A 24,231-nucleotide genomic window follows, 5' to 3' on the forward strand; every position below is an offset into this window, starting at 1 on the left:
GATGATTTTTCTCCTAGTTTTTACAATTTTTTTCTCTTTAATCTTAGAGCATTCAGTACAACCGATACTGAACTAAAACTCATAGCTAGACCTGCTAGCATCGGGTTTAAGAGCGGGCCCCCAAAGAGATAGAGAAGGCCCATCGCCACCGGAATAGCTAAAACATTGTAGATAAAGGCCCAGAACAAGTTTTCTTTGATGGTCTTAATCGTATAGCGACTGATTTCCAAAGCCCGGACAACATCCATCAATTGCGGTTTCATGACGACGATATCCGCACTTTCCATGGCAATATCTGTCCCAGAACCCATCGCAATCCCGATATCAGCAGTTGCAAGAGCCGGTGCATCATTGATTCCATCTCCCACCATGATCACAGACTTGCCTTCTGCTTGCAACTCTTGGATCACCCGTGATTTTTCTTGAGGAAGGACTTGACTGATGACCTGCTGGATTCCAGCCTTCTTAGCAATAGCTTGAGCAGTCCGTTCATTATCCCCAGTCAGCATGATGACCTTCTTGCCCATTTTTTCTAGACTAGCAACCATTTCTGAACTATCTTCCTTGATGCGGTCTGCTACGCCAAATAGAGCCATGAGTTTTCCATCTTCAGCTAAGAAAATCGGGGTTTGTCCATCCTGGGTCAAGACTTCCAAGTCAGCCTTGGCAAGATGAATATCGACCCCTTCCTCTTCCATGAGCGCTTGATTCCCAGCCAGATAAACCTTCCCAGCATAGCTAGCTGTAAGGCCTCTTCCTGTTAGACTAGAGAAGTTTTCCATCTCTAAGATGTCTATATGCGCTTCCTTGGCAGCATCCAGAATGGCTTGTCCTAGTGGATGCTCGGACTTAGCTTCCAGAGAGGCTAGTATTTGTAAGGCATTCCCAGCTTGTCCATAAGTATAAGAAGAAGACAACTGAGGCTTTCCTTGAGTGATGGTCCCCGTTTTATCGAAGACCAAGACTTGTGCTTGATGAGCTAACTCAAGGACATCCCCTCTCTTGTAGAGGATCCCATGTTCTGCCCCTAATCCTGTGCCTACCATAATGGCTGTCGGAGTAGCCAAGCCTAGGGCACATGGACAGGCAATGACCAAGACACTGATCGTTACCGTCATAGCAAAGGTGAAGGTTTCACCCATGATAAAATACCAAAAGAGACCAGATAAGAGGGCAATCCCCATAACTACAGGGACAAAAACTCCTGCCACTTGATCAGCAATCTTAGCGATTGGCGCTTTGGTTTGTTGGGCATCTTCCACCAGCTGAATGATTTGTGCTAGCAAGGTATCCCGACCAACTTTTTCAGCCTGATAGATCAAACTTCCTTGACCATTGATGGAACCAGCGTAAACTGGACTCCCTTCAGTTTTTTGGATTGGGATTGATTCACCCGTCAGCATACTTTCATCAATGGCTGATTGTCCGGAAACCACTTGACCATCAACGGCTATTTTTTCACCTGGCTTGACCAGGATCTGATCTCCAATGACCAAGTCTTCTACAGGCAATTTTACTTCTTTTCCATCACGTAAGACCGTCGCATCCTTGGCAGCCAGATGCATGAGCTTTTTGATGGCTTGAGAAGTACGTCCTTTGGACAGGGTTTCAAAATATTTACCTAGAGTAATCAGGGTCAGAATCACGGCTACAGACTCAAAATAAAGCTGGTGTACGTGATGGTGGTGACCAAGCAAAATGTGATAAGTCCCATAAAGACTATAAAGAAAGGCTGCACTAGTCGCCAAAGCCACCAAAGCATCCATATTAGGATGGCCTTTTAAAAGGGTCCGGAAGCCATTTCGATAAAAGGCTCGTCCGAAGATCATCACAGGAATGGTCAAGAACAAAAGAACAAGAGTATAAGCCACAGGTGCTCGATCAGGTGAAACAAATGCAGGTGCTGGTAGGCCAATCATGGGGCCCATCGCTAGATAAAAGAGTGGCAGGGTGAAGATGGAAGACCAAAAGAGCCGTTTTCGGATCAATTGTAGCTTGTCACCTTCTCTCTCTTCTTGGCTCTTAGCTGTATCTGGATTATATACTACTGCCTCATAACCGGCATCCGCTACCGCTTTTGAAATAGCTTCTGGACTTAATGGTTCCCCATTGTATTCCACTGTCATTTTTTCAGTGGTTAGGTTCACTGTCGCTTTTTCAACACCGTCCAGATGGTTGACAGCTTTCTCCACATTGATCACACAGGATGCACAAGTCATCCCATTGACGACAAAGGTTTCTTCTTTCATTTAATTCCCTCCACATGACTGACACAATGACATTGGCCTGGCTGGCAATCACATTGAACCTGCTCCACGCTCTCCTTAGAGGCGAGAATCTCTTGCAAGTCCTTGATCTGTTCTTTCGTCATTGGTGTTTGCTGGATCAATTTCCCCAATAAATGATGATGCTTGGTCAAGCAGATCTTACTTAATACTTCTTGAACAGCTGTTAAATTGGCCTCTTCTTCATTAAGGACAGCCTGATACAAATAGGTCCGACCTTCTCTCCGGCTCGTTAGATAGCCCTTATCTGCTAACCGTCCCAAGAGGGTTTTTACCGTTGAAGCTGACCAGTCTTGCTTGGTGGAGAGAATCTTGGTTATTTCTGTAGAAGTCGTTTCTCCCTTGGTCCAGAGAACTCTCATGACTTCCCATTCAGCACTTGAAATTTTCGCCATTGTTTTTCCTTTCTATCTCCTATCAAAGACAATATATTTACATTTGTAGTTTAATTATACACCTTATTTTTTTCTTGTCAATAGTTTTGTTTACATTTGTAGATTTATTTCATAAAAAAATCTAGAACGGTTGTTCTAGATTCTTTCTATCTAATCAATTAACTGCTTCTTTCAAGGCTTCTACCTTGTCTAAACGTTCCCATGGAAGATCAATATCTGTCCGTCCCATATGTCCATAAGCCGCTGTTTGACGGTAGATTGGACGTTTAAGGTCCAGCATTTGGATAATTCCTGCAGGACGAAGGTCAAAGATTTGACGCGCTGCTTTTTCAAGTTTACTTTCAGCGACTGTTCCTGTACCGAAAGTATCGATACGGACAGATACAGGTTGAGCTACCCCAATCGCGTAAGCCAATTGCACTTCTGCTTTCTTAGCAAGACCTGCTGCTACAATGTTTTTTGCAATGTAACGAGCTGCATAAGAAGCGGAACGGTCCACCTTAGTCGCGTCTTTACCAGAGAAGGCACCACCACCGTGACGTGAATATCCACCATAGGTATCCACGATGATTTTACGACCGGTCAAACCTGAGTCCCCTTGAGGACCTCCGATAACGAAACGACCTGTTGGATTAATGAAGAATTTAGTCTCATCATCCAGGTAAGAAGCTGGAATCACTTCCTTGATAACCTTGTTAATCACATCCTCATGAATTTGTTCATTGGTAACTTCTGGATCATGTTGGGTTGAAATAACAACTGTATCCACGCGCACTGGCTGGTCATTTTCATCATACTCAACCGTAACTTGGGATTTCGCATCTGGACGAAGGTAGTTAATTTCACCAGACTTACGGAGCTCTGCCAAGCGACGAACCAACTTGTGGCTGAGTGAGATTGGCAATGGCATGAGTTCTTCTGTCTCATCCACCGCAAAACCAAACATGAGACCTTGGTCTCCAGCTCCAATCAAGTCAAGTGGATCTTGATCCGTATTTCCACGGACTTCCAAGGCTTCATTAACCCCTTGGGCAATATCTGGAGATTGCTCCACCAAGGATGGGTGAACTCCTACCGTCTCCGCAGAAAAACCGTACTCTGTATTGGTATAGCCAATCTCTGCAATCGTATCACGTACCACACGGTTAATATCGACATAAGCTGTCGTTGAAATTTCACCGAAGACATGAACGGAACCAGTATAAACAGCTGTTTCAGCAGCCACGTGTGCCTCTGGATCCTGCTCTAAAATAGCATCCAAGATAGCATCTGAAATTTGGTCTGCAATCTTATCCGGATGCCCCTCAGATACAGATTCAGACGTGAATAATTTACGTTCTGACATAAAAAATGTCCCCCCTTAAAAAAATAGTGTTATAGAGTTACAAAGTACTGATAGAAAAACCATTAGCGATAAATTTCAATCACCTTATCGGGACCATATAACACTTCATTATACCATAATTTCCTATAGAGCTTCTTTCTTTCTAAAAAGAAAAAGATATAGTTTAAAACTATATCTTTTTAACTTGTGCTTTCTTCTTCACTCTCCCGAGAACCAATCCAGATAAGAATTACTAACAAAATAGATACAGGACTACGAGATACAAAAACGGAAAGCCCAAAAAATACCATCGCTGCGCTTAAAAATCCTGTTCTCCCCCGCTTCATTCCTAACCAAAGTAAAATTGTCGCAATAAGATAAAGGCCATGGAAAAGAAACGTAAAAGCTAGATATAGGATCGCATAGCTTCCTGCACTCATTAGGGCAAGAAAAAGAAAACTGAGGCTTAACACAGCTATAGCCAAGGATGTCCATAGCCAAGGGGAATTTAGCGAGAGCCCTTTTGGATCATTGTCCGAATCAGCTTGACATTCACTTTGCTCAGGACTTTCTTTTATCACTTCATCCCCTGTATCATCTGATTTCAATCGTTTAATTTCAGAAGTTTCACTGACTTCCTCCGATCCATTCTCAGCTAGTCCTTCTATCGCATATTGATCAAAAACACCATTAACACGACACACTTGGTAAATAGATAAAAGAAGATAAAATATTACTGTAGACGATAAATCATAAGGTTGCACCAAATAACCAATTGTTTTAACCGAACACAGTAGCAATAATATCGTCGAATATAATTTTAAGGATCTTAAATCCTCTTTTGTCATTAGGAGCAGAAAAAGTAAAACCACAGCAACATTAAAGGCAAAGGCAAGAAAATACTGGATGATTACATAAGAAGGAACTGCAAAATATAGACTATTAGTAGACAGTTCAAAAGTTGCTAATGCTAGGCCAAGAAAACAAGTCCCCGTTTGCCAACTACGTCTAGTCTTCCACGAAACCAAGAGCTGTTTCAGCTCCACCTTCCTTAGTAGCATGGAAGTCGACAGGAAACAAATACCAAATAAACTTGCTAGTATAATTGACTTGTTTGGACTAAGGTAAAACAATAGGAGAGAATGAATAAATTGACTAAATGATAAAATCGCAAGCCCTACCAATCCTTCAACATTTAGTTTTCTCTCCTGAATTTTCCATAAAAACCAGCAGATAAACCCATACTTCGGTATGTCAAATAGAAGAGAGAGCGGCTCTAAAGAACCCGATCCATTTTCACTACCTGCTATCCAAACAGTCGAAATATAAAGAAACACTACTAAATAAATTAGGCCCTGATACCATGTTTTTCTAGACATAAGTTTCCCTCCACGATCAAAGTAAAGTCTAAATTGATTTATTCACTCCCATTGTACCACATTTTGTAACCGCTTACTCTAAGTTTTCTTGCTATATAAAAAAGATAGGATTTCTCATCCCATCTTCTATCATCATTATTCATTTGGAAGCAATAAAGTTCCAATAAAAACCATCCCAGCTATTAAAAATGATATAAACTGATTAAAATGCCAATACGGATCATTTACCGCAATTACAGAAATAAAATAACAAATTGTCGCTACATATAGAGTTGTTTTATCCCCCTTGTTTTTCCCATTCCGTAGTAGAACGGTCGCAATAATAAAACAGACCATATGAAGCAATATGTTAAGTAGGTACAAAATTACCCATGGTCCTACTGCGATAGCACCACATAAAACAAAGCCAAGATAGCCGAGAGCTAGGTAAAATGTAAGAGTTAGAATTCCTGAAGTAGTGACATGCTTTTGTTGATCTTGCTCAACAATTGGTGGCTGAACATTCTCTTCAAGCACACTCTCTTTTCTTGGTTTGATTTATAATTTTGTTGATCTGTCATAACTTTCTCCTAAGGTTCTTACTTACTCTTTCAAAGAATAGCACTCAAAAATCGACAGGAAGAATTGATTTAATTATAGCTTTGATCAGCCCGAATACTTTTTATTGAGTAGAGTTATCCATCCCTATCTTTTCATTAATAGCTTTTCTCGTCTTTAACTAGGAGCGTTCCAATTAAAACCAGAATACCTAAAACTATCGGTGCAATTCGAAAAATTTCCCAGTCTGGATCAAAAGCCAAGATGATAGACAGCAGATAGAGTCCAATACTCGCATAGAGCAAGGTTTTGTTTCTTCTCTTCATCCCTAGTCGAAGTAAAAAGGCTCCAATCGCAAGACTTAATAAATTTGGACCAAGGAAAATCAAAACGACAAATCCCCAACCGATATCCGAAAGGGCAAATAAAGAGATAAACAATACAAGATAGATAGTGGATAGGTAAAAGGCGACTGAAAGCAAGCCAGAAGTGTAGCGAACTTCTTTTGACTCATTTTGAGTCATTTCCGAGTGTTGGATCTCGTCAAGTGACTTATCTATCTCATTTTTTCTTTCCAAATATTTATTTTGATGTGCCATTCTTTCATCCCTCTCTTTTACTCTTTTAAATACTCTTATTTAAGGAAGTTTCCAACACAGTCAAACCTTAACTATATTGATTTATTAAACAATCAACTATTTTTGATGTTTAACATCAGTTATAGGAGCAGACTGAATTTCTGAACAACCAATGCAAACTGTCATTTCATCTCCCATAGAGCTGGTAGAAAGTTGATGTTTTTACATCGGCAAATGATTAACCCCTGTTTTCTACACAACTAGCAGAAACTACTTAACTTAAAATATATAATTCTGTCTAGCTCTTAATCTCCTTCACTTCACCACCTGTCTCTCAGTACCTTTGGCCGTTTTTCCCAAAAGATAGCACCAAGTATGACAACAATAAATACTGAAAGGGATAGAAGTTGTAAAGGGAGTATCAAGCCAACTACAACAGATAGAACGTAGAATATACTTGATGTGCTCCAAAGTAGTCGAGAATCTATATTCAAAGCGTACTGGGATAAAGCAAATCCTATCGTGAATAAGATCAAATGAAGATGGGTTGCATAAAAGAATATGAATGCAACAGGGCCTGTTAGTAAAAGACCGATGATTCCCAAGCCATAATAAGTAAGACCTAGCCATTTGGGAAGAGCAAAAAGATACGAATAAAGAGACGATGCATTTTCTTTATTGGTTAAGACCCCGTTAACAGGCTGTCTAGAGTTCTCAAACGACTGATTGCTATTGTCGGCTTGCTCCAAAGTCACGTCCACTGTAGGCCTTTCTTGCCCAGCCTCTAACCCCTTTGTTACTACTCTTTCACTTCTGTCACTCGATTGGTTCCCAAATAACATAACAAGTGGAGCAATAAACAATTTTTCTCTGATTAGCGAGAAATAATTAGGATAGCCTAGCCGTTTTGGGTGAGAAAGCAAATAGGATAATAAGGACGAAGATTCCTTATTTCCGGAGCGCCCTTCATTTGAGCTTCTTTGACTTTTTAACCGCTCAGCTGTGCCTTCTTCATCTCCACTTGCACCCCCTTCTTTGTCAGTATAGGCGTTTGCCTGCATCCCAAACAGCTTCTGCAAACTTTCCTTCTGTCTATAAACTAAGTAAAGGGAAATGACAGAATGGTAAAAAGGGATTGGTGAAGTAGTTTTTAAAACAAGCAAGTTTAGTAAGACTGAGGGAACATAAAAAGAACAGTATAGACAAGTCACGATCACAAGAAATTTCTTATTCTTCATTATGAGAAAGCTAGTTAGCAAGGCTATTAGTAGAACTTCATCGTCCACAACTTCAAATAATCTCCAGTAAAAATCAGATTTTGAATGATCCAATATATTCCAGAAGCGTAAGAGAACAGGAATCCGATCTACCAATTGTAAGATACTGATCCCCAAGGAAACAAGAGGAAGCATTGGATACCAGGTATTTTCTTTTCTAATCGAAGAACATAATCGTAGCCAATCCACTTTCCCTATAAGAAACATAAGGATAGCAAAAGAGAGGATTTGAAAGCATACAACCATAAACCCGCTACCATAGATACCAATAGGCAGCGCCTCAGGCCAAAACATACTAAGGGTCAATAGAACACTATAAGGAAGGAAGCCTTCTATTCTTTCTTCATTTCTCATGACAAGAACCGTCAGACTCACTTGGAAGGCAAGCCACAGCAGTATCTGTGTCAAAGAAAAACCAATCACTGGATGGTTCTCCCCAATTCCAGTATATCCTGACAGCAACAAGAAACCTTGATACGCTACTCCAAGAATTTGAACAAGGAATAGGAGGCCATACCAAAACTTTCGTGACATCATATTCACCTTCCTCTCATTCACATCCTAAAATGGATAGGAAGAATTCCTTTAAAATAATTATAAATGGAATTAGTAGAAACTAAACCTTTTTTAACCAACTTTCCCACAAAGACAAAATCATCTAAATAAAATCAGCCTCTGCAATAGCTTCTTTGACCACTTCCAATGGGAGATGGACTAGTTCTACTTCTTTTTCACGGTAGAGGTACTCAGCATATTCATCGATACGGTATTGATGGATATAAACCACCCGCTTGCAACCAACTTGAAGCAACTGCTTGGTACAGTTGAGGCAAGGGAAATGGGTCACATAGGCTGTGAAACCTTTGGGAATCCCCCGTTCGGCTCCCTGTAAAATGGCATTGACTTCCGCATGGAGGGTTCGAACACAGTGCCCTTCCACCATGAGACAGTCATGATCCAAGCAATGTTCTGTACCAGAGACAGAGCCATTGTAGCCCGTCGCAACCACCTTATGATCCTTGACCAATACAGCACCTACCTTTGCCCGCTTACAGGTTGCTCGATTTGATATTAACAAAGCCTGTGCTGCAAAATACTCATCCCAGGCTAATCGCTTGTGTCCCACAGTCTTATCCTCCTTCATAAACCTTCTAATTTTTTTCATTATAGCACGAAATCAGCAAGAAAAAAAGATGACACTGTCACAGCCGATTCCATCATCCAAAAAAAGAGATCCATGTGGATCTCTTTATCAATTATTTACCAAGTTTTGCTTTAGCTGCGTCTGCAAGAGCCGTGAAAGCTGCTGCATCGTTAACAGCCAAGTCAGCAAGCATTTTACGGTTTACTTCGATCTCAGCCAATTTCAAACCATGCATCAATTGTGAGTATGAAAGACCGTTCATACGAGCTGCCGCATTGATACGTGTGATCCACAATTTGCGGAAGTCACGTTTCTTTTGACGACGGTCACGGTATGCATAGTAGTAAGAGTTCATTACTTGTTCTTTTGCAGTACGGAACAAGATGTGTTTAGCTCCATAGTAACCTTTAGCTAATTTAAGAATACGTTTACGACGTTTGCGTGATACAACGCCACCTTTAACACGTGCCATTTATATTTCCTCCAATATTTCCTAGAATTCTTTACTTACAAATACGCGATTATTTCAAGCGAGTAAGCATTGCTTTGATACGTTTGAAATCTCCTGAATGCACCATAGATGCTTTGCGAAGATGACGACGTTGTTTCTTAGTTTTTCCGTGGAAACGGTGAGAAGTGTAAGCACGGAAACGTTTAAGTCCACCAGAACCTGTACGTTTGAAACGTTTAGCTGATGCGCGGTGTGTTTTTTGTTTTGGCATGATATTTTCTCCTTTTTTTAACTTTCTGACAGATTATTTCTTGTCAGTTGCTGGCGCCAACTGCATGAACATTTGACGACCATCCATTTTAGCACGTTGTTCGATGATAGCAATATCTTGAGTTGCTTCAGCGAAGTCGGCTAAAACTTTTGCCCCAATCTCTTTATGGGTGATCATACGACCCTTAAAGCGAATGGAAACCTTCACTTTGTTCCCTTTTTCAAGGAACTTGCGAGCATTGCGAAGTTTTGTATCGAAATCACCCTTGTCAATAACTGGGCTCAAACGAACTTCTTTCACGGTCACAACGCTTTGTTTTTTGCGTTGTTCTTTTTGTTTCTTCTGGTACTCAAATTTGAACTTACCGTAGTCCATAATTTTCGCAACAGGAGGTTTAGCTTGAGGTTGAATGAGAACCAAGTCCACATTAGCGTCGTCTGCAAGTGCTTGCGCTTCACCAAGTGGTTTGATACCCAATTGTTCGCCCTCAAGACCGATTAAGCGAACTTCACGTACACGAATTTCATCATTGATGAATAAGTCTTGCTTTGCTATGGTTTTCACCTCTTTTTTTATTTTAGAGAAAAACAAGAGCGGACTTGCTAACGCAAACCCGCACTACATGATTATAGTTCATTTCTGAAACTTGATCCGTAGGGGCCAGACAACGTTAGTCGCAAGGCGAGAAGTTCTCACTTCTGCTTTTCTCAACTTTTATATGATATCAAGTTTATGATGGATTGTCAAGGATTTTTTTTGCTTTTTCTTCAATAAATGCAACCACTTGATCAATCCCGACACCAGTCGTATCAAAATGAATGGCATCTGCTGCTGGTTTCAATGGAGAAACCTCTCGGTGACTGTCTTTATAGTCCCGCTCAGCAATTTCTTTTTTCAATACTTCTAAATCTGTTTCAATGCCCTTGCTCAAATTTTCCTTATAGCGACGCTCTGCACGTTCTTCTACAGAAGCTACTAAGAAAATCTTCAACTCTGCATCTGGCAAGACAACCGTTCCAATATCGCGGCCATCCATCACGATTCCACCTTGAGCTGCAATCTGCTGTTGTTGCGCTACCAAGCGTTCACGAACAGGTGCCAAGGCAGATACCCAAGAGACATTATTGGTCACTTCATTGTCACGGATAGGATGTGTCACGTCGACATCAGCTACGAAGACTAATTGCTGGCCATCTTCAGACCGACCAAAGCTAACAGGATATTGGTTCAGTAGATCAACCAACTGGTCAACATCTGCTTCAGTCAAATCATGACGGAGAGCCAAATAAGTAGCTGCTCGGTACATGGCACCCGTATCCAGATAGGTGTAACCTAGCTCTTTAGCAATAATCTTAGCAACAGTTGACTTCCCGCTAGATGCAGGACCATCAATCGCGATTTGAATCTGTTTCATAGCTTATCCTTTATTTAATCTTGACGACATCTCCTGGGTTGGCATACCATGATCCAGTAGACATATGGGAAGGATTCAGTTTCTCCAACTCAGCAATTGAGATACCTGCACGAGCTGCGATAGCAGCTTCCCCTTCACCTTCTAAGACTGTAATGGTTCCTTCTTCTGGCTTATCATCACTTGAAGCTTCTGATTTTTGTGCTTCAGGAGCTGCGCTACTTGATGATACAACTGTGGTCTCTCCATTGTAGAAACCATTCATTTGTTTCTTCTTATCGCTTCCTCCTGTTGAAAGGAAAATCAAAAGACAAACCATCATCACTACAATCACAAAGAAAATAATGGCTAAAATTGTTAATAGGCGATCTGCCTTGATTCCATTTAATTTACTTGTCCGTTTCAATGTTTCTTCTCCATCATCATAAATCTCTTCTTCCCATGGTTCTTTTGCCATGACTTCCTCCTTGTGTTTTCCTCTAAAAATCATTACAATATAAGTATGAAAGTAACTCTAATACCAGAACGTTGTATCGCCTGCGGGCTCTGTCAAACCTATTCTGACCTCTTTGACTACCATGACAATGGCATTGTCAAATTTGCTTCTGCAGAAGACCTCTTAGAAAAAGAAATTATCCAAGATGCCTCTGTCCTAGAAGCTATCAAAAATTGTCCTACCCGAGCTCTGATCAAAGATTAAGAGCTTTTTTCATTGTCTGCATAATAGAGTTGGTAGTAATCTACGTGAATAAAATTATCCGTCAACTCAATCTCACCCTTGAAATGGTCATTTAAGGCCAGGGCATTAATAAAGTATTTCTTAGGCCACTTACGCATGCAGAAGGTACGACTTCTAGATCCATCATTAAAAATCAATCTGATGGAGTTCTTTGTAACCTCAACTTTATCAATACTGGAAATAGGCACTTTAATAGGTGTAAATGGGTTTGCAGTGATGATCCGTAAGATTCCATCATCGTATATGGTAAAGTAACGATGAACCCCTACAGCCATCATAGCCATAAAGAGGAAAAAGGAAAATAGTACCAGTGTTGGAATACTGGAACTCTCATACATAAGAGCCAGACCAATAAAGACTGGGATCACTGATAAAGACCAATAAGTAATCAACATTGATAGATCCGGCTGCCAATGGTAGCGGATTTTTCCAAAAATCTTGATCATATGCTTAACCCCCTCCTACTAGTTTAGCATAAATTTAGCAAAAATAGAACAGGAAAGCCTGTTCTATTTTAAATTATTTAAGTCATCAAATAACCTAAGACCGTTTCTATCAGATTCTTACATCAAAGCCCGTTTGACTTATCATTTTGCTACAGGAACTTTAAAGAAATCTTTCGTTAGATATCCCTTCCCACTGATAAGATCATATTCGACCATTTTTAAATCATCTGCAATTTCTAACGCTTCTCCCTCAAGGGCCTTTTTATCGACACTGGCCTTTTTCAAGACCTCAGTCAAGAGAGCATAGTAAGGAGATACCTTAGAATTGGTTTGTTCAAAGACCATAGCTGAGAAGTCACTCGAGTTAACCAAAGGGTAGTCCATTTTTGGAGCATCAAAATTGCTCCAAATAAAGTAGTCTGTCTGATACTGTCCCTCTGGATAATCCTTGAAGGCTGACTCTGGATACAAGCCTGGCAAATGGTCCCCATAAAAGACTACCGTAATTTTTTTATCAATTTTCGATAACTTTTCAAGGAAGGCTTGGGTAGCAGCATCAGTCTGATAAAGGAGGCGACTATAGAAAGTTAATTTAGAATTTTCCTCTGAAGTAAAGCCTTGTCCTTTGGCATCTAACGTTTCAGGATTTGCCTCCAGCCAAGGAGAATGATTCTGCATGGTCATTACTGAAAAGAATTGTCCCTTTTGAGGACTTAGATTCTCTATGACTAAATCGTAAGTCGACTCATCACTAGGACTAATGCCTTCATTTCTATACTTGACTCCCTTTGTATTAGTCGTGATGAAATCTTTAAAATCCAAGCGGGAATAGACAATATCCCTCGAATAATTAGATTTACCAGCTAAGTGAATCGCAATTTTATCCTCCGTTGCATAAACATTACTAATCGATGGCACATCGTGAATTTTAGGAAATACTTCCGTATACAAAACTGATACGGTCTGAGAAATGTTATAGAATGGTAAACCAGTCAAGGTCTGGAATTCCATATTAGCAGTTCCACCACCATAACCATCCGATTGCATCTGCCCACTCGTGTGGGTCTGCATAATATTTTCAATGTTTGGAATTGGATTCTGTGTCACTTCTACCGTTGAAATTTTTCTAGGATCAGAGAAGCTTTCACTCAATATATAAATCACCGTCTGATCACTCAAGTAACCGTTTCTCTCTTTATTGATGACCTCCGCCAATTTTCGGTACTTCTCTTGAATTTTTGCAAGTCGTTCCTTGGAATATCCTTCAGGCTTCTGAATCACTTCTGTGGTCAATTGATTCATCCAAACATAGGCAAGCCCTTTATAGCGAGCATTGGAGGTATTGCCTAACCAGTTGATGTCCTGGTAGTTATTCAAGGTAGTGATAATCGGAACATTTGATCTAATTTTCCCATTTTCTTTGTCTGAAAAGATAGACATTACATTTCGAAAAGAGAAAAACATGGTTATTATGAGAAGTACTTGGATCTTCCAAGAGGAAATGATTTTCCCCTTGAAAAAGAACTTCATCCCAAATACAGATAGAGCAACTATCGCTAGCAGACTCATGACAGTAAAAACTATTTGGGAGCTATCAACAAAACCAAGCAAAGTAGCTGGCTTACTTAACCAAGTTAAATCACTTGGTAGAACCGGCTCCCTTCTCATCCCAAATTTGATAAAGTTAGCAATGACAAAAAACACCGAAACTAGGAGAACCAAGCAAGAAGCAATCCAATACTGGTTGATACAAATATAGACAAAGAAAATCACGGCTGTCAGCACCAATATCTGGAATAAGATAGCATCCGGAATAGTGAAATGAATCCCAAGAAATGGCTCTGTTCGTCCCAAACTAAATTGAAGGAAATAATTTAAAACAATTGCCGTAGTTACACTAGAGAAAAATGCTAATGATAAACTGGATTTATTCTTTACAAAATCTCTTTGACCTTTTGTATAGAGAAAACCAAGGGCAGAGAGCAAAGGAAAGAGAAAAAATAAGAAATCATTCGTCAACCAAAATTGTTGAGCAGAATACTTTCCAATCTCCAAGGCTTTGTACAAAAAGTTATCCGTTCGGTATATTAACGTTGAAAAATTTTTATCCGTAACAATAAAGGTAATTAATAATTGAGAAAGGATAACATATTGATAATTTTCATTAATTTCATCCCTATGTCTTTTACGGTTGGACACCCGATCATAATGATACCTTAGCAAAACAAGTACCACGGTCAAGGCAAACAATATCCCTATTACCAGAAAAGAATTCGTTCGAAAGAATGGATTCTTCTGTAAATTCCACACCTTATATTTTGGATTATTGAGATAAAGGGTTATTTCCGTAAGATAAGATAGGGTATTGTAGATAAAATAACTAACGATTAATTTTAAAGGGAACCATTTTTTAAAGTTAAACTGGGACATAATGACCACTAACAATGCAAAACTAATTCCAAAAAGAATTCCCAAAAAATTCACATATTGAAGAACGGTTCCAGTCGCCTTATTATGAATCGCCAAATTATTTTGTGCTAGATAAAAATTAAAGAAGAAAAATAGCACAAATGTAGTTGCATAATAAAATTGTGTTCTTGTAATTTTACGTTTTAAGTTAGTCAAAAACGTAATCAAATCAAATTTCTTTTTTCTTTTCATTCCTTCGCTTTCATCATCATTCTTTTAATTATATACTTCACTGCTCTTGCAGGCCCTATTACAATATACTTCAAAGCACCTTTAATCCCTCCGATTTGATTAAAATCCACGAAGGTATGTGGCTGGAGATCTTCACGATTGTTCAACTGCTTATTGTCGATAAACGGTGTCAGGGAAATCGGATTTTGTGAGATTCTGAAATCAAATTTCTGATCCCAGGCAATATAGATCAATAAGCGCTCAATCGCATGCAAGATAGAATTTTGTGGCAAGGGTTCAGCAGGAACATCAGCTTCTGTTAGATTCAGAGCAAAGAGAGGAGACAAGGCTTCATATTTAAACCAGACGAAGGTACCGTAGCTCATAACAAAGGTATTGAGATTTTTAAAATTGATACTCTTGGTCGCTCCCATTCGTTGCCAGAGCTTATTCATCTCTGGTGAGATTAAGGCTTCATTCCAAGCAACGACAATTCTATTGTATCGGAAGAAAGTTGGAATATCTGCGATGGTCATTCCGACTTTTGGATTACCCTCCATATTAGCAAGGATTTGATCTGCCGGTTTCACCAACATGTCAATCAACTCTTTTCTCCAAGACTCGCCTGCCCAAAAATCTGCTTCTTTAGATTTTTTGGTATGAAAATGTCCTACATAATCATACTGTGACAATTGATCTTTTAATTTCAACATCGGTAAGACATCTCGACCAACATTACCAGTCACCAAAATGCTAGCCATCTGTCCACGATGAGATAAGATTTGCTCGATTTCCAGCTTCTTTTCCTCTAGATCAGTGGTCACCCATAGATCATAGGAGAAATGAAACTCCTGAAAGGCATCCAAAAATTCTTCCAAGAGGTCCACATAAAAGACATGGAGGTGAACTGCTACTTTTTTATCAAAAGTTCCATCTAGTTCTTGATCTTTCAAATACTTACGAGATAAGAGATACGGATAGTCCGGACGATCAATCATAGACATGTGGTTGAGAATTAAATCCAATGGATAGTCCGAAACCCGCTCCAATTCATCAAAAATGTAAGGCATGATCCCTTCATTGTTGGCAATGGTTTTGACTTTAATGAAAGGAACCTTATGATTGAGAATCGCTGTAGGATTGTAATAAGAAAAGTCTGGGTAGAGCATCCCCGTTGTGTCTTCTTGAATGGTATCAAACACTGTCTTATAGCGAAAACCTGCATCCAAGAAATTTGTTGTGACCTTGGTCTCGTAGTGATCAATCACATCTTGAACATTGGTGAAATCTTGAACACCCTGCCAAAATTCACGGAAGGTACTTGATTCTAGCACCTGCTTTTTAAAACTGAGATAATAACTCTGAATATGCTCGTTAAAATCCTTGTCTTTCCGGTAATTGGTCATACCCCAGAAATCAACCTCATCATCATTCTCAAATTTTTGATAGATTGGCTCTAAATCCCAAAGAGGGCCAAAGCAAGTATCATTCATGAGGGTAAGAGAATCAAAATGAGCCAGTTGATCAAAGCCTACTGTCTTCATTCCGTCCCGCCATGCAGCAAAGTCAAATCCAATATTTTGACGTTCTACAATATCATCCACTAAGTGACTTTGTGATAGCTCAACTTTGATGTCTTCAGGTAGTTTGCTATTTGAGATGAAGACCACTCGTGAATACAGGGGACGAATTTTTTCTAGTTGATAAAGGACATGTCCACTTATAAAATTAAACTTGTTAAAATGAACATATAAAAGTAAACGTTCCATCTTATTTCCTTATTCTTAAGAATTTCAAGATCTTTGTTGGGATGGTCCAACGTCTTGAAGTAATAACAGTTCTGTATGCTTCTTTCGCAGTTTCCAGCTCTGCTTCTAGTCTCTTCATGTTATTAATAGACTGCAACATTGAAGCTGCAAAAACTTTTCCGATATAATCAGATGCAGAAGGATCATCTACTGAGAGCATCTTGTAGCTTAAATAGTAGATTCCTTCTTCCTCAACATCATAGATCAGTTGTGGATCAGGCTCGCTGAAAAGATAATAGCCGTCAGAGACGACACCATTCGTATAAACTGGAGGAATTAGGTTCCCTCTTGCATCTCTCAACTCAACCTGGGAGTAGTAACTTGGCTGTTCCGAAAGATCCACTCGAATAACCGACGTTCCTTTCGGAATTTCGATAGTGAGACGATCTTCTTTTTGAAGCAGTTTAGTCATAGTGCGATCTTCCGAATAGGTATTTTCTTCATCTCCCAAATAAATCTTAACAGATTCCATCCCAATATGTGAAAGGGAGTCCATTGGTTTAGACAAGCGAATCTCATAAGTATTAGTACGATCTAAGAGAATTTTTGTCATCTCTTTAAAATCTGCATTTGGATATTTATCAAGATAGGCTAATTGAGTTTGCAGTAGCTTATGGAAGCGACGTTCCAATTTTCTAAAATCACAAGGACGAGAATCCGATCCTTGGTTGATAGTATAGGCAACCGTTGCTTCATCCAGATAGGCTAAAGAAGTCCGTTGAAAGAGTTCCAGTTGTAGATTAAAGGTATCGTCTGATGTCGTAAGATCTAGTTCTTGGTTCACATCTAACATCAGGTCTCGATCTACTAACCAGGTCGATGCCATGGTAAAGCCTCTAGTTGCAAGCATTTTTTCATAGGTATCTGCTAATGGAATCGTCTGATTGGCAAAGCCAGCATTAGAAACAAAATTGCCATGCTCATCATAGATATCAAAATCAGTATTAGACCATTTGCAGTCTGGCTTACTGGCCAATAAGTTTACTTGCTTCTGAAGTTTTAAAGGATCTATCCAAAAATCATCTCCGTCACAGCGAGCAATGTAGTACCCACGCGCTTCCTTACAGATAGCTACCCAGGTTTTGGCGATTCCCTGATTTTCATCCTGATAAAAAGCACGAATCAGATTAGGGTAGTTTGCTTGATAGTCCTGAATAATGGAGCGAGATCCATCGCTTGAAGCGTCGTCCACCAAGATAATCTCAATAGCAAACTCTGTTTGTTGCGCTAGGAAGCTATCGATTGTCTTCTTAAGCCAGGGTTCTTTATTAAAAACTGTACAAATAATCGAAACAAAAGGCGTCGTTTCCATATCTCCCTCAGTCTAGTCAGTCATTGACCATGTTCCATTGCGTTGGATTAAGCCACTTGCTGCATCCATTGATGATTTATCATCCAAAGCGATATCATCTCGATTGATAAAAATTAGTGGAGTTTGCGTAGCATCTGAAAAGGCCAGCATCTGTCCTTCAGCATCCCTTACTGTCACTTCTAATTTCATTTTCAAGTCATTCACCGTTGGAAGGGAACAAGTGTAGTGAACTGTTTTATGTCCAGCCCCACTCATCAGCTGATCCATAGAATTATCATTGTAGATCCAAATATTCCGATCGATATCTGTTAAAGACAGTGCAATATATGTCTGGATATCTTCACGTACATCAAAATCAATTTGGAAGTGAATCTTATCTTGGGGTCGTAACTTGTTGGAACTTAACAACTGAAGCTGAAAGTTTTCAACCAAGACTTGTTCTTCCTGGTTGGGCTTACCCGCTCCACCAGCTTCTCCTCCCTGTTGCAAAGGAGCTGTATTATCAAAACTATACTGGTTGGCAACATTTTCAGGACTCCCAATTGCCTTCACTAAACCATTTTCAATCAAAACAGCCTTATTACAATACTTCTTGACAGCACCCATATCGTGGGTAACCAGGATAGTGGTTTTTCCTGATTTCTTCCGTTCTTGGAAGTAATCATTACACTTGCGCTGGAAGGCTTCGTCTCCTACTGCTAGGACCTCGTCCAAAATCAAGATATCACCTTGGGCCTTGATCGCAACCGAAAAAGCTAGACGAACCTGCATCCCTGATGAGTAGTTCTTGAGTTTTTGGTTCATGAAGTCATGCAACTCAGCAAAGTCTACGATGTCATCATACATGGCATCAATTTCAGCTGTTGAGAAGCCCAGCATAGCACCATTCATATAGACATTTTCTCGACCGGTCAATTCAGGGTTAAAACCGACGCCAAGCTCGATAAAGGATACCAACTTCCCATCGATGGTGACGGAACCTTTTTCCGGCACATAGATTTCTGAAATAATTTTTAAAAGAGTCGATTTCCCAGAACCATTTCTTCCGAGGATCCCGAAAAAGTCTCCTTTTTCTACTTCAAAAGAAATATCTTTAAGAACGTGCTGTTCTTTATAGCCTTTAATGCCTTTGAAGCGATTAACCATAGCTGTCCGAAGACTGTTGGTTGCCTCTGTTGGCAACTTAAAGTACTTGCTGACATGGTCTACTTTTACTGCAATTTGTTTATCTGTCATTAGAGAATCTCCGCAAATTTCTTAGCATGTTTGTTAAAGTAAGCAAAGCCAGCGATAAAAATAAGAATTGGCAAGACATAAGGAATCAGTACCAAGAACTTATTCTCCACCAAAAGCCAGACTGGGGTGTTAGCCTTATCAATCAAGAAATAACGCATGTCTTGAATCATTTGAGCCAAGGGATTCATCATGACCAACTTAGCAGCCCATGGATTGCGATCTGCGATAAAGGTAATCGGGTAGATAATTGGCGTTGCATACAAACCAGCTTGCAAGAGCACTTCCCAAACTTGACCTAGGTCACGGAAACGGACAAAAAATGTCGCTAAGATCAATGCACATCCTGTCGCCATCAAGAATAACTCAAAGAATAGCGGAATGACCATCAAGGCTATCCAAGAAAATGTCACCCCATTAAAGAATGAAAAAATCAAGACCACAACAAGGTTAATGACAAAGTTAATTGCTGCTCCTGAAATTGCGGACAAGACAATGATGTGTTTGGAGAAGTTCAACTTCCGTAACAGGTCGCCTCGACTAACGATCGACACCATCCCCATGGAGGTCGCTTCTGAGAAGAACCCCCAGACTACATTTGCCAACAAAAGGGCAACTGGGAAATGGGGTACATCTCCACCCAAGCGTAAGAATCGGATGAAGACAATATACATAATACTAAAGGTCATCAAAGGCTTTAAAATCGACCAAAGATAACCAATTGCTGATCCTTGGTAGCGTAATTTAAAGTCTGTTTTAATTAACTCTCGTAATAAAATTCGATTTTTCTGACTAAAAACGTCAAACATTATTTTTTACCTCGATATGCAAACTTTGTCAGAATCAAGCTAGTAAACACAAAGGTGTGAAAAGCTCGGTTCTTACGGAAACCATACTGACGAATCCGTCTCAAACGTTCTCTTAGCGGTACGTCCATGATGGTCACAAAGTTCTCAATAATTTCTTTATTTTGGCGACTGACTGGCAGATCCAATAAATTTTTTGCTTGTTCTTGACTGGACTCGATGAGATTCCAATATTTAGCAAACAAAATATGAGGGCGAACCCAGTTTTTAACCCGTTTTCTAAAGGTACGAGCCCCCAGAACATTGCTACTGTGCTGACGGTACAACTCTGTCGGTTGATCGATATAGATGAGCTTCCCGAAGGCAGTTGCCAACAATGCTAGGTACCAATCATGCATGAGAAGCGCATGTTGTTCCTGACCTGTCCATAATTCCGCCAGGGCATGGTTAATCATGGCTACTCCACCAGTTACCGTATTTTCCGTCAATTCTTGAATCAGTTCTGTATTGGCATGATCAGACTGGGTGCGAATCATACTTTCATGCTGCACATTCAAGTTTTCATCAACCACTTTTAAATCTGTGTAGACCAGCAAAGGCTCTTCTTGCAGATGTTTCTCGGCTTCTGCTACCTGAAGTGCAATCTTTTCTGGTAGCCAGACATCATCTTGGTCACTAAAACAATAGACATCGGCTTTTTCATATTTCAGAAGAGCATGGAAGCTCTTGATAACACCAAGATTTTCGATAGAACCTTGATTGATAAAGCGAATGCGCTCATCCTGAGCTACCAGCTCTTGAATGATTTCCACCGTACCATCTCTTGACCCATCATCCCGGATCAAGAGTTGCCAGTCTGGATAAGTCTGCTCTTGGATACTTTTGACCTGCTCTTTTAGATACTGCTCACCATTGTAGGTGGACAACAAGATATTTACTTTCATGATAAGAATAATTCCTCGTACTCACCTACAATTTTTTCCCAGGTAAAGTTTTGCTTCATGTTGGCTTTGGCTAATTGACCCCATTTAGATACATCTTCTAAAGAATCAACCTGGTTGATCAAATGCGCCAAATTCCCATTTTCTTTGGTCCAATATTGGGCTGTGTCCTTTGCAACCGTTTGGTTAAAGGAAACACCTAGAACCAAATTGAGGTCCGTCTGAGCAAGAGCCTCTAGGAGTCCCGGATTGGTCCCGCCCACTTCATGACCATGAATATAGGCAAAGGCTTCTTTACGGATATACTTCAACAGGTCATGATCGTAGACCGTTCCTACAAACTTGACGCGTGGATCCTGATCAAAGCTCGTTCGAGCTCGAAGCTCTTCAAAATAGGGATTGCCTTCATGGTTACAAATGATGACCAAATCCCGCTTGGTTGAAGAGATCATAAATTCACGAATGGCGGTCTCATAATTATTTTCTGGGACAAAGCGGCCCAAGATCAAGTAATAGTTCTTCTCCTGTGTCTGCCATTTCTGATAGAATTCTCTGACCTTCCTATCCTGACTGGTCAGGCTGGTCGGAGATAAGTCCGTCCCATAGGCAATATAGGTCGTCTTGGACCAAGGGTAGGCTTCCTTGATATAGGACTCGATACCAGGGTTGTCAGAAATCACCAAATCCGCATGGCGTGTCATGATTTTTTCAGAATACTTGAGATAGGCTTGAATCGGTTTAGCCCACTTGGCCCTCTTCCACTCCAGTCCATCTGGATTGATATAGAATTTCCCACCCATTTTATGAATCTTACGCGCAAAGGGTGCCACAAAGGCCCCAATTGTATTGCCCAAAACATAAAAAATCGGCTGTGTAATTCCTTGCTTTTTGATAACCTTCAAGGCATAACTGATGGCCATCATATCATAGGCAATGACCCGAGCTGGCCCAAGTTTCGGTGCTTTAATCGTAAAACAATCGACACCCTTGTAGTCAAAATGTTGATAGGCTTGATCATTAGAAAGGCAAGCAACATGGTACTGGATTTCCGAAGACACTTGATGGGAGACCAATTGGTCCACAAAAGTCTCAAAACCGCCATATTGAGCCGGAAGCCCACGACTTCCGATAATAAAAACGTGTTGCATAATATTCCCTTTCTAACAATTTACAGTCTATTCAATTATACCATTTTCTAGGCTTTTTGCCTAATTCAAACAGAAAAGCGACCCTCTAGAGTCGCTATCAAAATCTTGATTTAATATGAATAACTCAATATGATGTATTCATTCAACAAGTCATTTACTTAGCAAATTTCAGAATTATTGTTTTGATAAATTTTAGTAGTGTATTTAAAATGAAAGTCATCAAGATAGCTTGTATCAACAAAAATATCACAATCAGAGGAAATCTCGAGAAGATGTTTGTAAAATCCCCCCATTTCTCAACCATTTTAGGGTACCAATAATAATCTCCAATCACAGATAGTAAATAAATTGGAAGAGTATTCTTTGAAATAAATAGAACAACTCTTTGCAACCACTCATTTTTTATAGAGACTTTTAAGTGTATAACTGAATAAAAGATTAAACTAGACAATAGGAATACCGGAAGAACTCCATATTCGATACCAAAGGTAGTTTCAGATATTGCTGCTAATCCAAAAACACTTAAAATATCAAGAATAAAAATAACAAAAACAAGTTCCTTGAAACTCGATTTCTTCTTTGATGAAGCGAGAAAAGCTCCAAGAAGATAGTATGTGATAGGCCAGAGTCCTTTCCAATAATCTGGAATGATGTGCGGTAAAATCATAAAATTTTGTTCATTGTTGTTCAACAATGAAAGAGTAGGCGGTACAATAGTGAATAACACTAAAATACCTAAAACCACAACTTGATTCTTACGGCTAGTTAACGAATTGAAACCTGCATTCAAGAAAGGAATTAACATGTATAAGCCGATATACAAATTAACATACCATGCATAGTGACTAAAGGAAAAAATATTTTCAAATAACTTTCCGAGGTATTCTTCATTGACAACTCTCATATCAAAGAAAGTATAAACTGCTGCTGTAAGAGCATAAATTCCAATTACTGGAAGTAGTTTTATAAAATAGTCTTCACTATAGGTCTTATCTTTCATCAAATAGCCTGTAGTCATGATAAACAAAGGTACACAGGTCATTAGAATCATCCAAATAAAAGATGACAAGAAAATACTTTTAAAAGTAAAGGACTGTCCATAATAATTAGTATGGAGAAAAAAATGTACACCTACGACAAATACTATTGCAATACATTTAAGTAAATCTATATTTAATTTTCTCTCTTTCATAACTCTCCTTATCATATTAGCAAATGAAAAGATGGCATGTCACCATCTTTTCATTTTAATTATTTCACTTCTTGTTTGTAAAACTCTTTCAAGGCATCCTTCCAGCTTGGAATGACAAAACCTATCGCCTTGGCCTTAGCCAAGCTCATCGTTGAGTTAAGTGGGCGTTTCGCCTTAGCTGGGAATTGGCTAGAATCCACTGGTTTCACTTCAACATCCGTATCTTTGAGGATCTCAACTGCAAAGTCATACCAAGTTGTGTCTTCTTCTGCATCATTTGATAAGTGGTAATAACCATATTCTTTACGGTTTTCAGCCAAATAGGTCATAAATTCTGCAAGAGTACGTGTCCAGGTTGGACGACCATGTTGGTCATTAACAACGGTCAAAGTCTTGTGAGTCTTAGCTAGGTTTTGCATCGTAAAGACGAAGTTTTTACCATAATTTCCAAAGACCCAAGCTGTACGGATGATGTAGAAGTTCGAAACATGCTTCTCAACCAATTCTTCTCCCATACGTTTGGTACGACCGTACTCTGTTTGGGGATCTGGTTGATCGTCTACTTCCCATTCTTGCCCAACTGGCTTATTTCCATCAAACACATAGTCCGTAGAAATATAGACCAAGGTTGCACCGTGTTTTTCAGACGCCTTCGCTACATTTTCCGTACCAGTCACGTTGATAGCATAGTCCAGCTCTTTTCCTTCATCTTCAGCAGCATCAACGGCTGTATAAGCAGCACAGTGATAAACTAGCGTTGGCTTCACTTGCGCAAAAACCTCATCTACTTTCTCTGCATTTGTGATGTCCATTTCAGCTACATCAACAGCTACATATTCTTCATTTCGTTCATCTAACAAATGGCGAAGCTCCGTTCCAAGTTGACCATTTGCACCTGTAATTAAAATCATGTT

At 39.6% G+C, this 24,231-nt stretch carries 24 protein-coding genes and 1 other annotated feature; of the genes, 1 reads left to right on the top strand and 23 read right to left on the bottom strand.

Annotated elements, in window-relative coordinates; translation table 11 throughout:
* Positions 1-20: 20 nt before the first annotated feature.
* The 13 genes from E5S68_RS04070 to E5S68_RS04130 all read right to left on the bottom strand — a co-directional run bounded on the left by E5S68_RS04070 (position 21) and on the right by E5S68_RS04130 (position 11,509).
* Entirely contained in the window at positions 21-2,249 is a 2,229-nt protein-coding gene (locus E5S68_RS04070) for a heavy metal translocating P-type ATPase (RefSeq protein WP_135782454.1), read from the bottom strand.
* Complete coding sequence (locus tag E5S68_RS04075) at positions 2,246-2,680, bottom strand: CopY/TcrY family copper transport repressor (RefSeq protein ID WP_135782455.1); 435 nt, start codon at positions 2,678-2,680, stop codon at positions 2,246-2,248. The genes E5S68_RS04070 and E5S68_RS04075 overlap by 4 nt, the downstream gene beginning before the upstream one ends.
* Before the next feature lie 154 nt (positions 2,681-2,834).
* Positions 2,835-4,025 carry a methionine adenosyltransferase gene (metK, locus tag E5S68_RS04080; RefSeq protein ID WP_135782456.1) on the bottom strand — a complete coding sequence of 397 codons (1,191 nt, stop codon included), beginning with the start codon at positions 4,023-4,025 and terminating at the stop codon, positions 2,835-2,837.
* A 179-nt stretch (positions 4,026-4,204) separates the two neighbouring features.
* A complete protein-coding gene (locus E5S68_RS04085; protein WP_135782457.1) occupies positions 4,205-5,383 on the bottom strand; it encodes a hypothetical protein in 1,179 nt (392 codons plus the stop codon).
* Between the two features lie 135 nt (positions 5,384-5,518).
* Positions 5,519-5,899: a hypothetical protein gene (locus tag E5S68_RS04090; protein ID WP_135782458.1), complete on the bottom strand. Its 381-nt coding sequence runs from the start codon at positions 5,897-5,899 to the stop codon at positions 5,519-5,521.
* A 179-nt stretch (positions 5,900-6,078) separates the two neighbouring features.
* Positions 6,079-6,519 carry a hypothetical protein gene (locus tag E5S68_RS04095; protein ID WP_135782459.1) on the bottom strand — a complete coding sequence of 147 codons (441 nt, stop codon included), beginning with the start codon at positions 6,517-6,519 and terminating at the stop codon, positions 6,079-6,081.
* Positions 6,520-6,818: 299 nt separating this feature from the next.
* Positions 6,819-8,312 (bottom strand): hypothetical protein, encoded by a 1,494-nt coding sequence (locus tag E5S68_RS04100; protein ID WP_234697716.1) that lies wholly within the window; start codon positions 8,310-8,312, stop codon positions 6,819-6,821.
* Between the two features lie 121 nt (positions 8,313-8,433).
* The gene (locus E5S68_RS04105) at positions 8,434-8,901 is read right to left on the bottom strand and encodes a deoxycytidylate deaminase (RefSeq protein WP_023023644.1); all 468 of its coding nucleotides are present in this window, start codon (positions 8,899-8,901) and stop codon (positions 8,434-8,436) included.
* Positions 8,902-9,031: 130 nt separating this feature from the next.
* Positions 9,032-9,391 carry a 50S ribosomal protein L20 gene (rplT, locus tag E5S68_RS04110; RefSeq protein ID WP_000124834.1) on the bottom strand — a complete coding sequence of 120 codons (360 nt, stop codon included), beginning with the start codon at positions 9,389-9,391 and terminating at the stop codon, positions 9,032-9,034.
* Positions 9,392-9,440: 49 nt separating this feature from the next.
* Complete coding sequence (rpmI, locus tag E5S68_RS04115) at positions 9,441-9,641, bottom strand: 50S ribosomal protein L35 (protein ID WP_001125942.1); 201 nt, start codon at positions 9,639-9,641, stop codon at positions 9,441-9,443.
* 33 nt (positions 9,642-9,674) lie between these two features.
* Positions 9,675-10,205, bottom strand: a complete 531-nt coding sequence (infC, locus tag E5S68_RS04120; RefSeq protein ID WP_006597373.1) for a translation initiation factor IF-3 — start codon at positions 10,203-10,205, stop codon at positions 9,675-9,677.
* 15 nt (positions 10,206-10,220) lie between these two features.
* Positions 10,221-10,351 (bottom strand) — a sequence feature (ribosomal protein L20 leader region).
* Between the two features lie 20 nt (positions 10,352-10,371).
* A complete protein-coding gene (cmk, locus tag E5S68_RS04125; protein WP_135782460.1) occupies positions 10,372-11,055 on the bottom strand; it encodes a (d)CMP kinase in 684 nt (227 codons plus the stop codon).
* 10 nt (positions 11,056-11,065) lie between these two features.
* A complete protein-coding gene (locus tag E5S68_RS04130) occupies positions 11,066-11,509 on the bottom strand; it encodes an SAG1386/EF1546 family surface-associated protein (RefSeq protein WP_135782461.1) in 444 nt (147 codons plus the stop codon).
* Positions 11,510-11,554: 45 nt separating this feature from the next.
* On the opposite strand from E5S68_RS04130, the gene E5S68_RS04135 reads away from it, so the two are divergent.
* On the top strand, positions 11,555-11,752 hold the full coding sequence (locus E5S68_RS04135; protein ID WP_167470827.1) for a ferredoxin: 198 nt from the start codon (positions 11,555-11,557) through the stop codon (positions 11,750-11,752).
* Here the strand turns inward: E5S68_RS04135 and E5S68_RS04140 are convergent.
* The 10 genes from E5S68_RS04140 to rfbD all read right to left on the bottom strand — a co-directional run bounded on the left by E5S68_RS04140 (position 11,749) and on the right by rfbD (position 24,228).
* Positions 11,749-12,237, bottom strand: a complete 489-nt coding sequence (locus E5S68_RS04140; RefSeq protein WP_135782462.1) for an EbsA family protein — start codon at positions 12,235-12,237, stop codon at positions 11,749-11,751. The genes E5S68_RS04135 and E5S68_RS04140 overlap by 4 nt on opposite strands.
* Before the next feature lie 141 nt (positions 12,238-12,378).
* Complete coding sequence (locus E5S68_RS04145; protein WP_135782463.1) at positions 12,379-14,898, bottom strand: LTA synthase family protein; 2,520 nt, start codon at positions 14,896-14,898, stop codon at positions 12,379-12,381.
* Positions 14,895-16,646, bottom strand: a complete 1,752-nt coding sequence (locus E5S68_RS04150) for a rhamnan synthesis F family protein (RefSeq protein WP_135782464.1) — start codon at positions 16,644-16,646, stop codon at positions 14,895-14,897. The genes E5S68_RS04145 and E5S68_RS04150 overlap by 4 nt, the downstream gene beginning before the upstream one ends.
* Before the next feature lies 1 nt (position 16,647).
* Positions 16,648-17,997, bottom strand: a complete 1,350-nt coding sequence (locus E5S68_RS04155) for a glycosyltransferase (RefSeq protein ID WP_135782465.1) — start codon at positions 17,995-17,997, stop codon at positions 16,648-16,650.
* Between the two features lie 12 nt (positions 17,998-18,009).
* The gene (locus tag E5S68_RS04160; protein ID WP_135782466.1) at positions 18,010-19,233 is read right to left on the bottom strand and encodes an ABC transporter ATP-binding protein; all 1,224 of its coding nucleotides are present in this window, start codon (positions 19,231-19,233) and stop codon (positions 18,010-18,012) included.
* On the bottom strand, positions 19,233-20,039 hold the full coding sequence (locus E5S68_RS04165) for an ABC transporter permease (RefSeq protein ID WP_135782467.1): 807 nt from the start codon (positions 20,037-20,039) through the stop codon (positions 19,233-19,235). The genes E5S68_RS04160 and E5S68_RS04165 overlap by 1 nt, the downstream gene beginning before the upstream one ends.
* Positions 20,039-20,980 (bottom strand): glycosyltransferase family 2 protein, encoded by a 942-nt coding sequence (locus E5S68_RS04170; RefSeq protein WP_135782468.1) that lies wholly within the window; start codon positions 20,978-20,980, stop codon positions 20,039-20,041. Before E5S68_RS04170 ends, E5S68_RS04165 begins: the two co-directional genes overlap by 1 nt.
* Positions 20,977-22,125 (bottom strand): beta 1-4 rhamnosyltransferase Cps2T, encoded by a 1,149-nt coding sequence (cps2T, locus tag E5S68_RS04175; protein ID WP_135782469.1) that lies wholly within the window; start codon positions 22,123-22,125, stop codon positions 20,977-20,979. Before cps2T ends, E5S68_RS04170 begins: the two co-directional genes overlap by 4 nt.
* Before the next feature lie 154 nt (positions 22,126-22,279).
* Positions 22,280-23,317 (bottom strand): acyltransferase family protein, encoded by a 1,038-nt coding sequence (locus E5S68_RS04180; protein ID WP_167470828.1) that lies wholly within the window; start codon positions 23,315-23,317, stop codon positions 22,280-22,282.
* Between the two features lie 59 nt (positions 23,318-23,376).
* Positions 23,377-24,228, bottom strand: coding sequence for a dTDP-4-dehydrorhamnose reductase (gene rfbD / locus E5S68_RS04185; protein ID WP_135782471.1), 852 nt, complete (start codon positions 24,226-24,228; stop codon positions 23,377-23,379).
* Positions 24,229-24,231: the final 3 nt, after the last annotated feature.

This window comes from Streptococcus rubneri, from assembly GCF_004785935.1.
GTDB classification, from domain to species: domain Bacteria; phylum Bacillota; class Bacilli; order Lactobacillales; family Streptococcaceae; genus Streptococcus; species Streptococcus rubneri.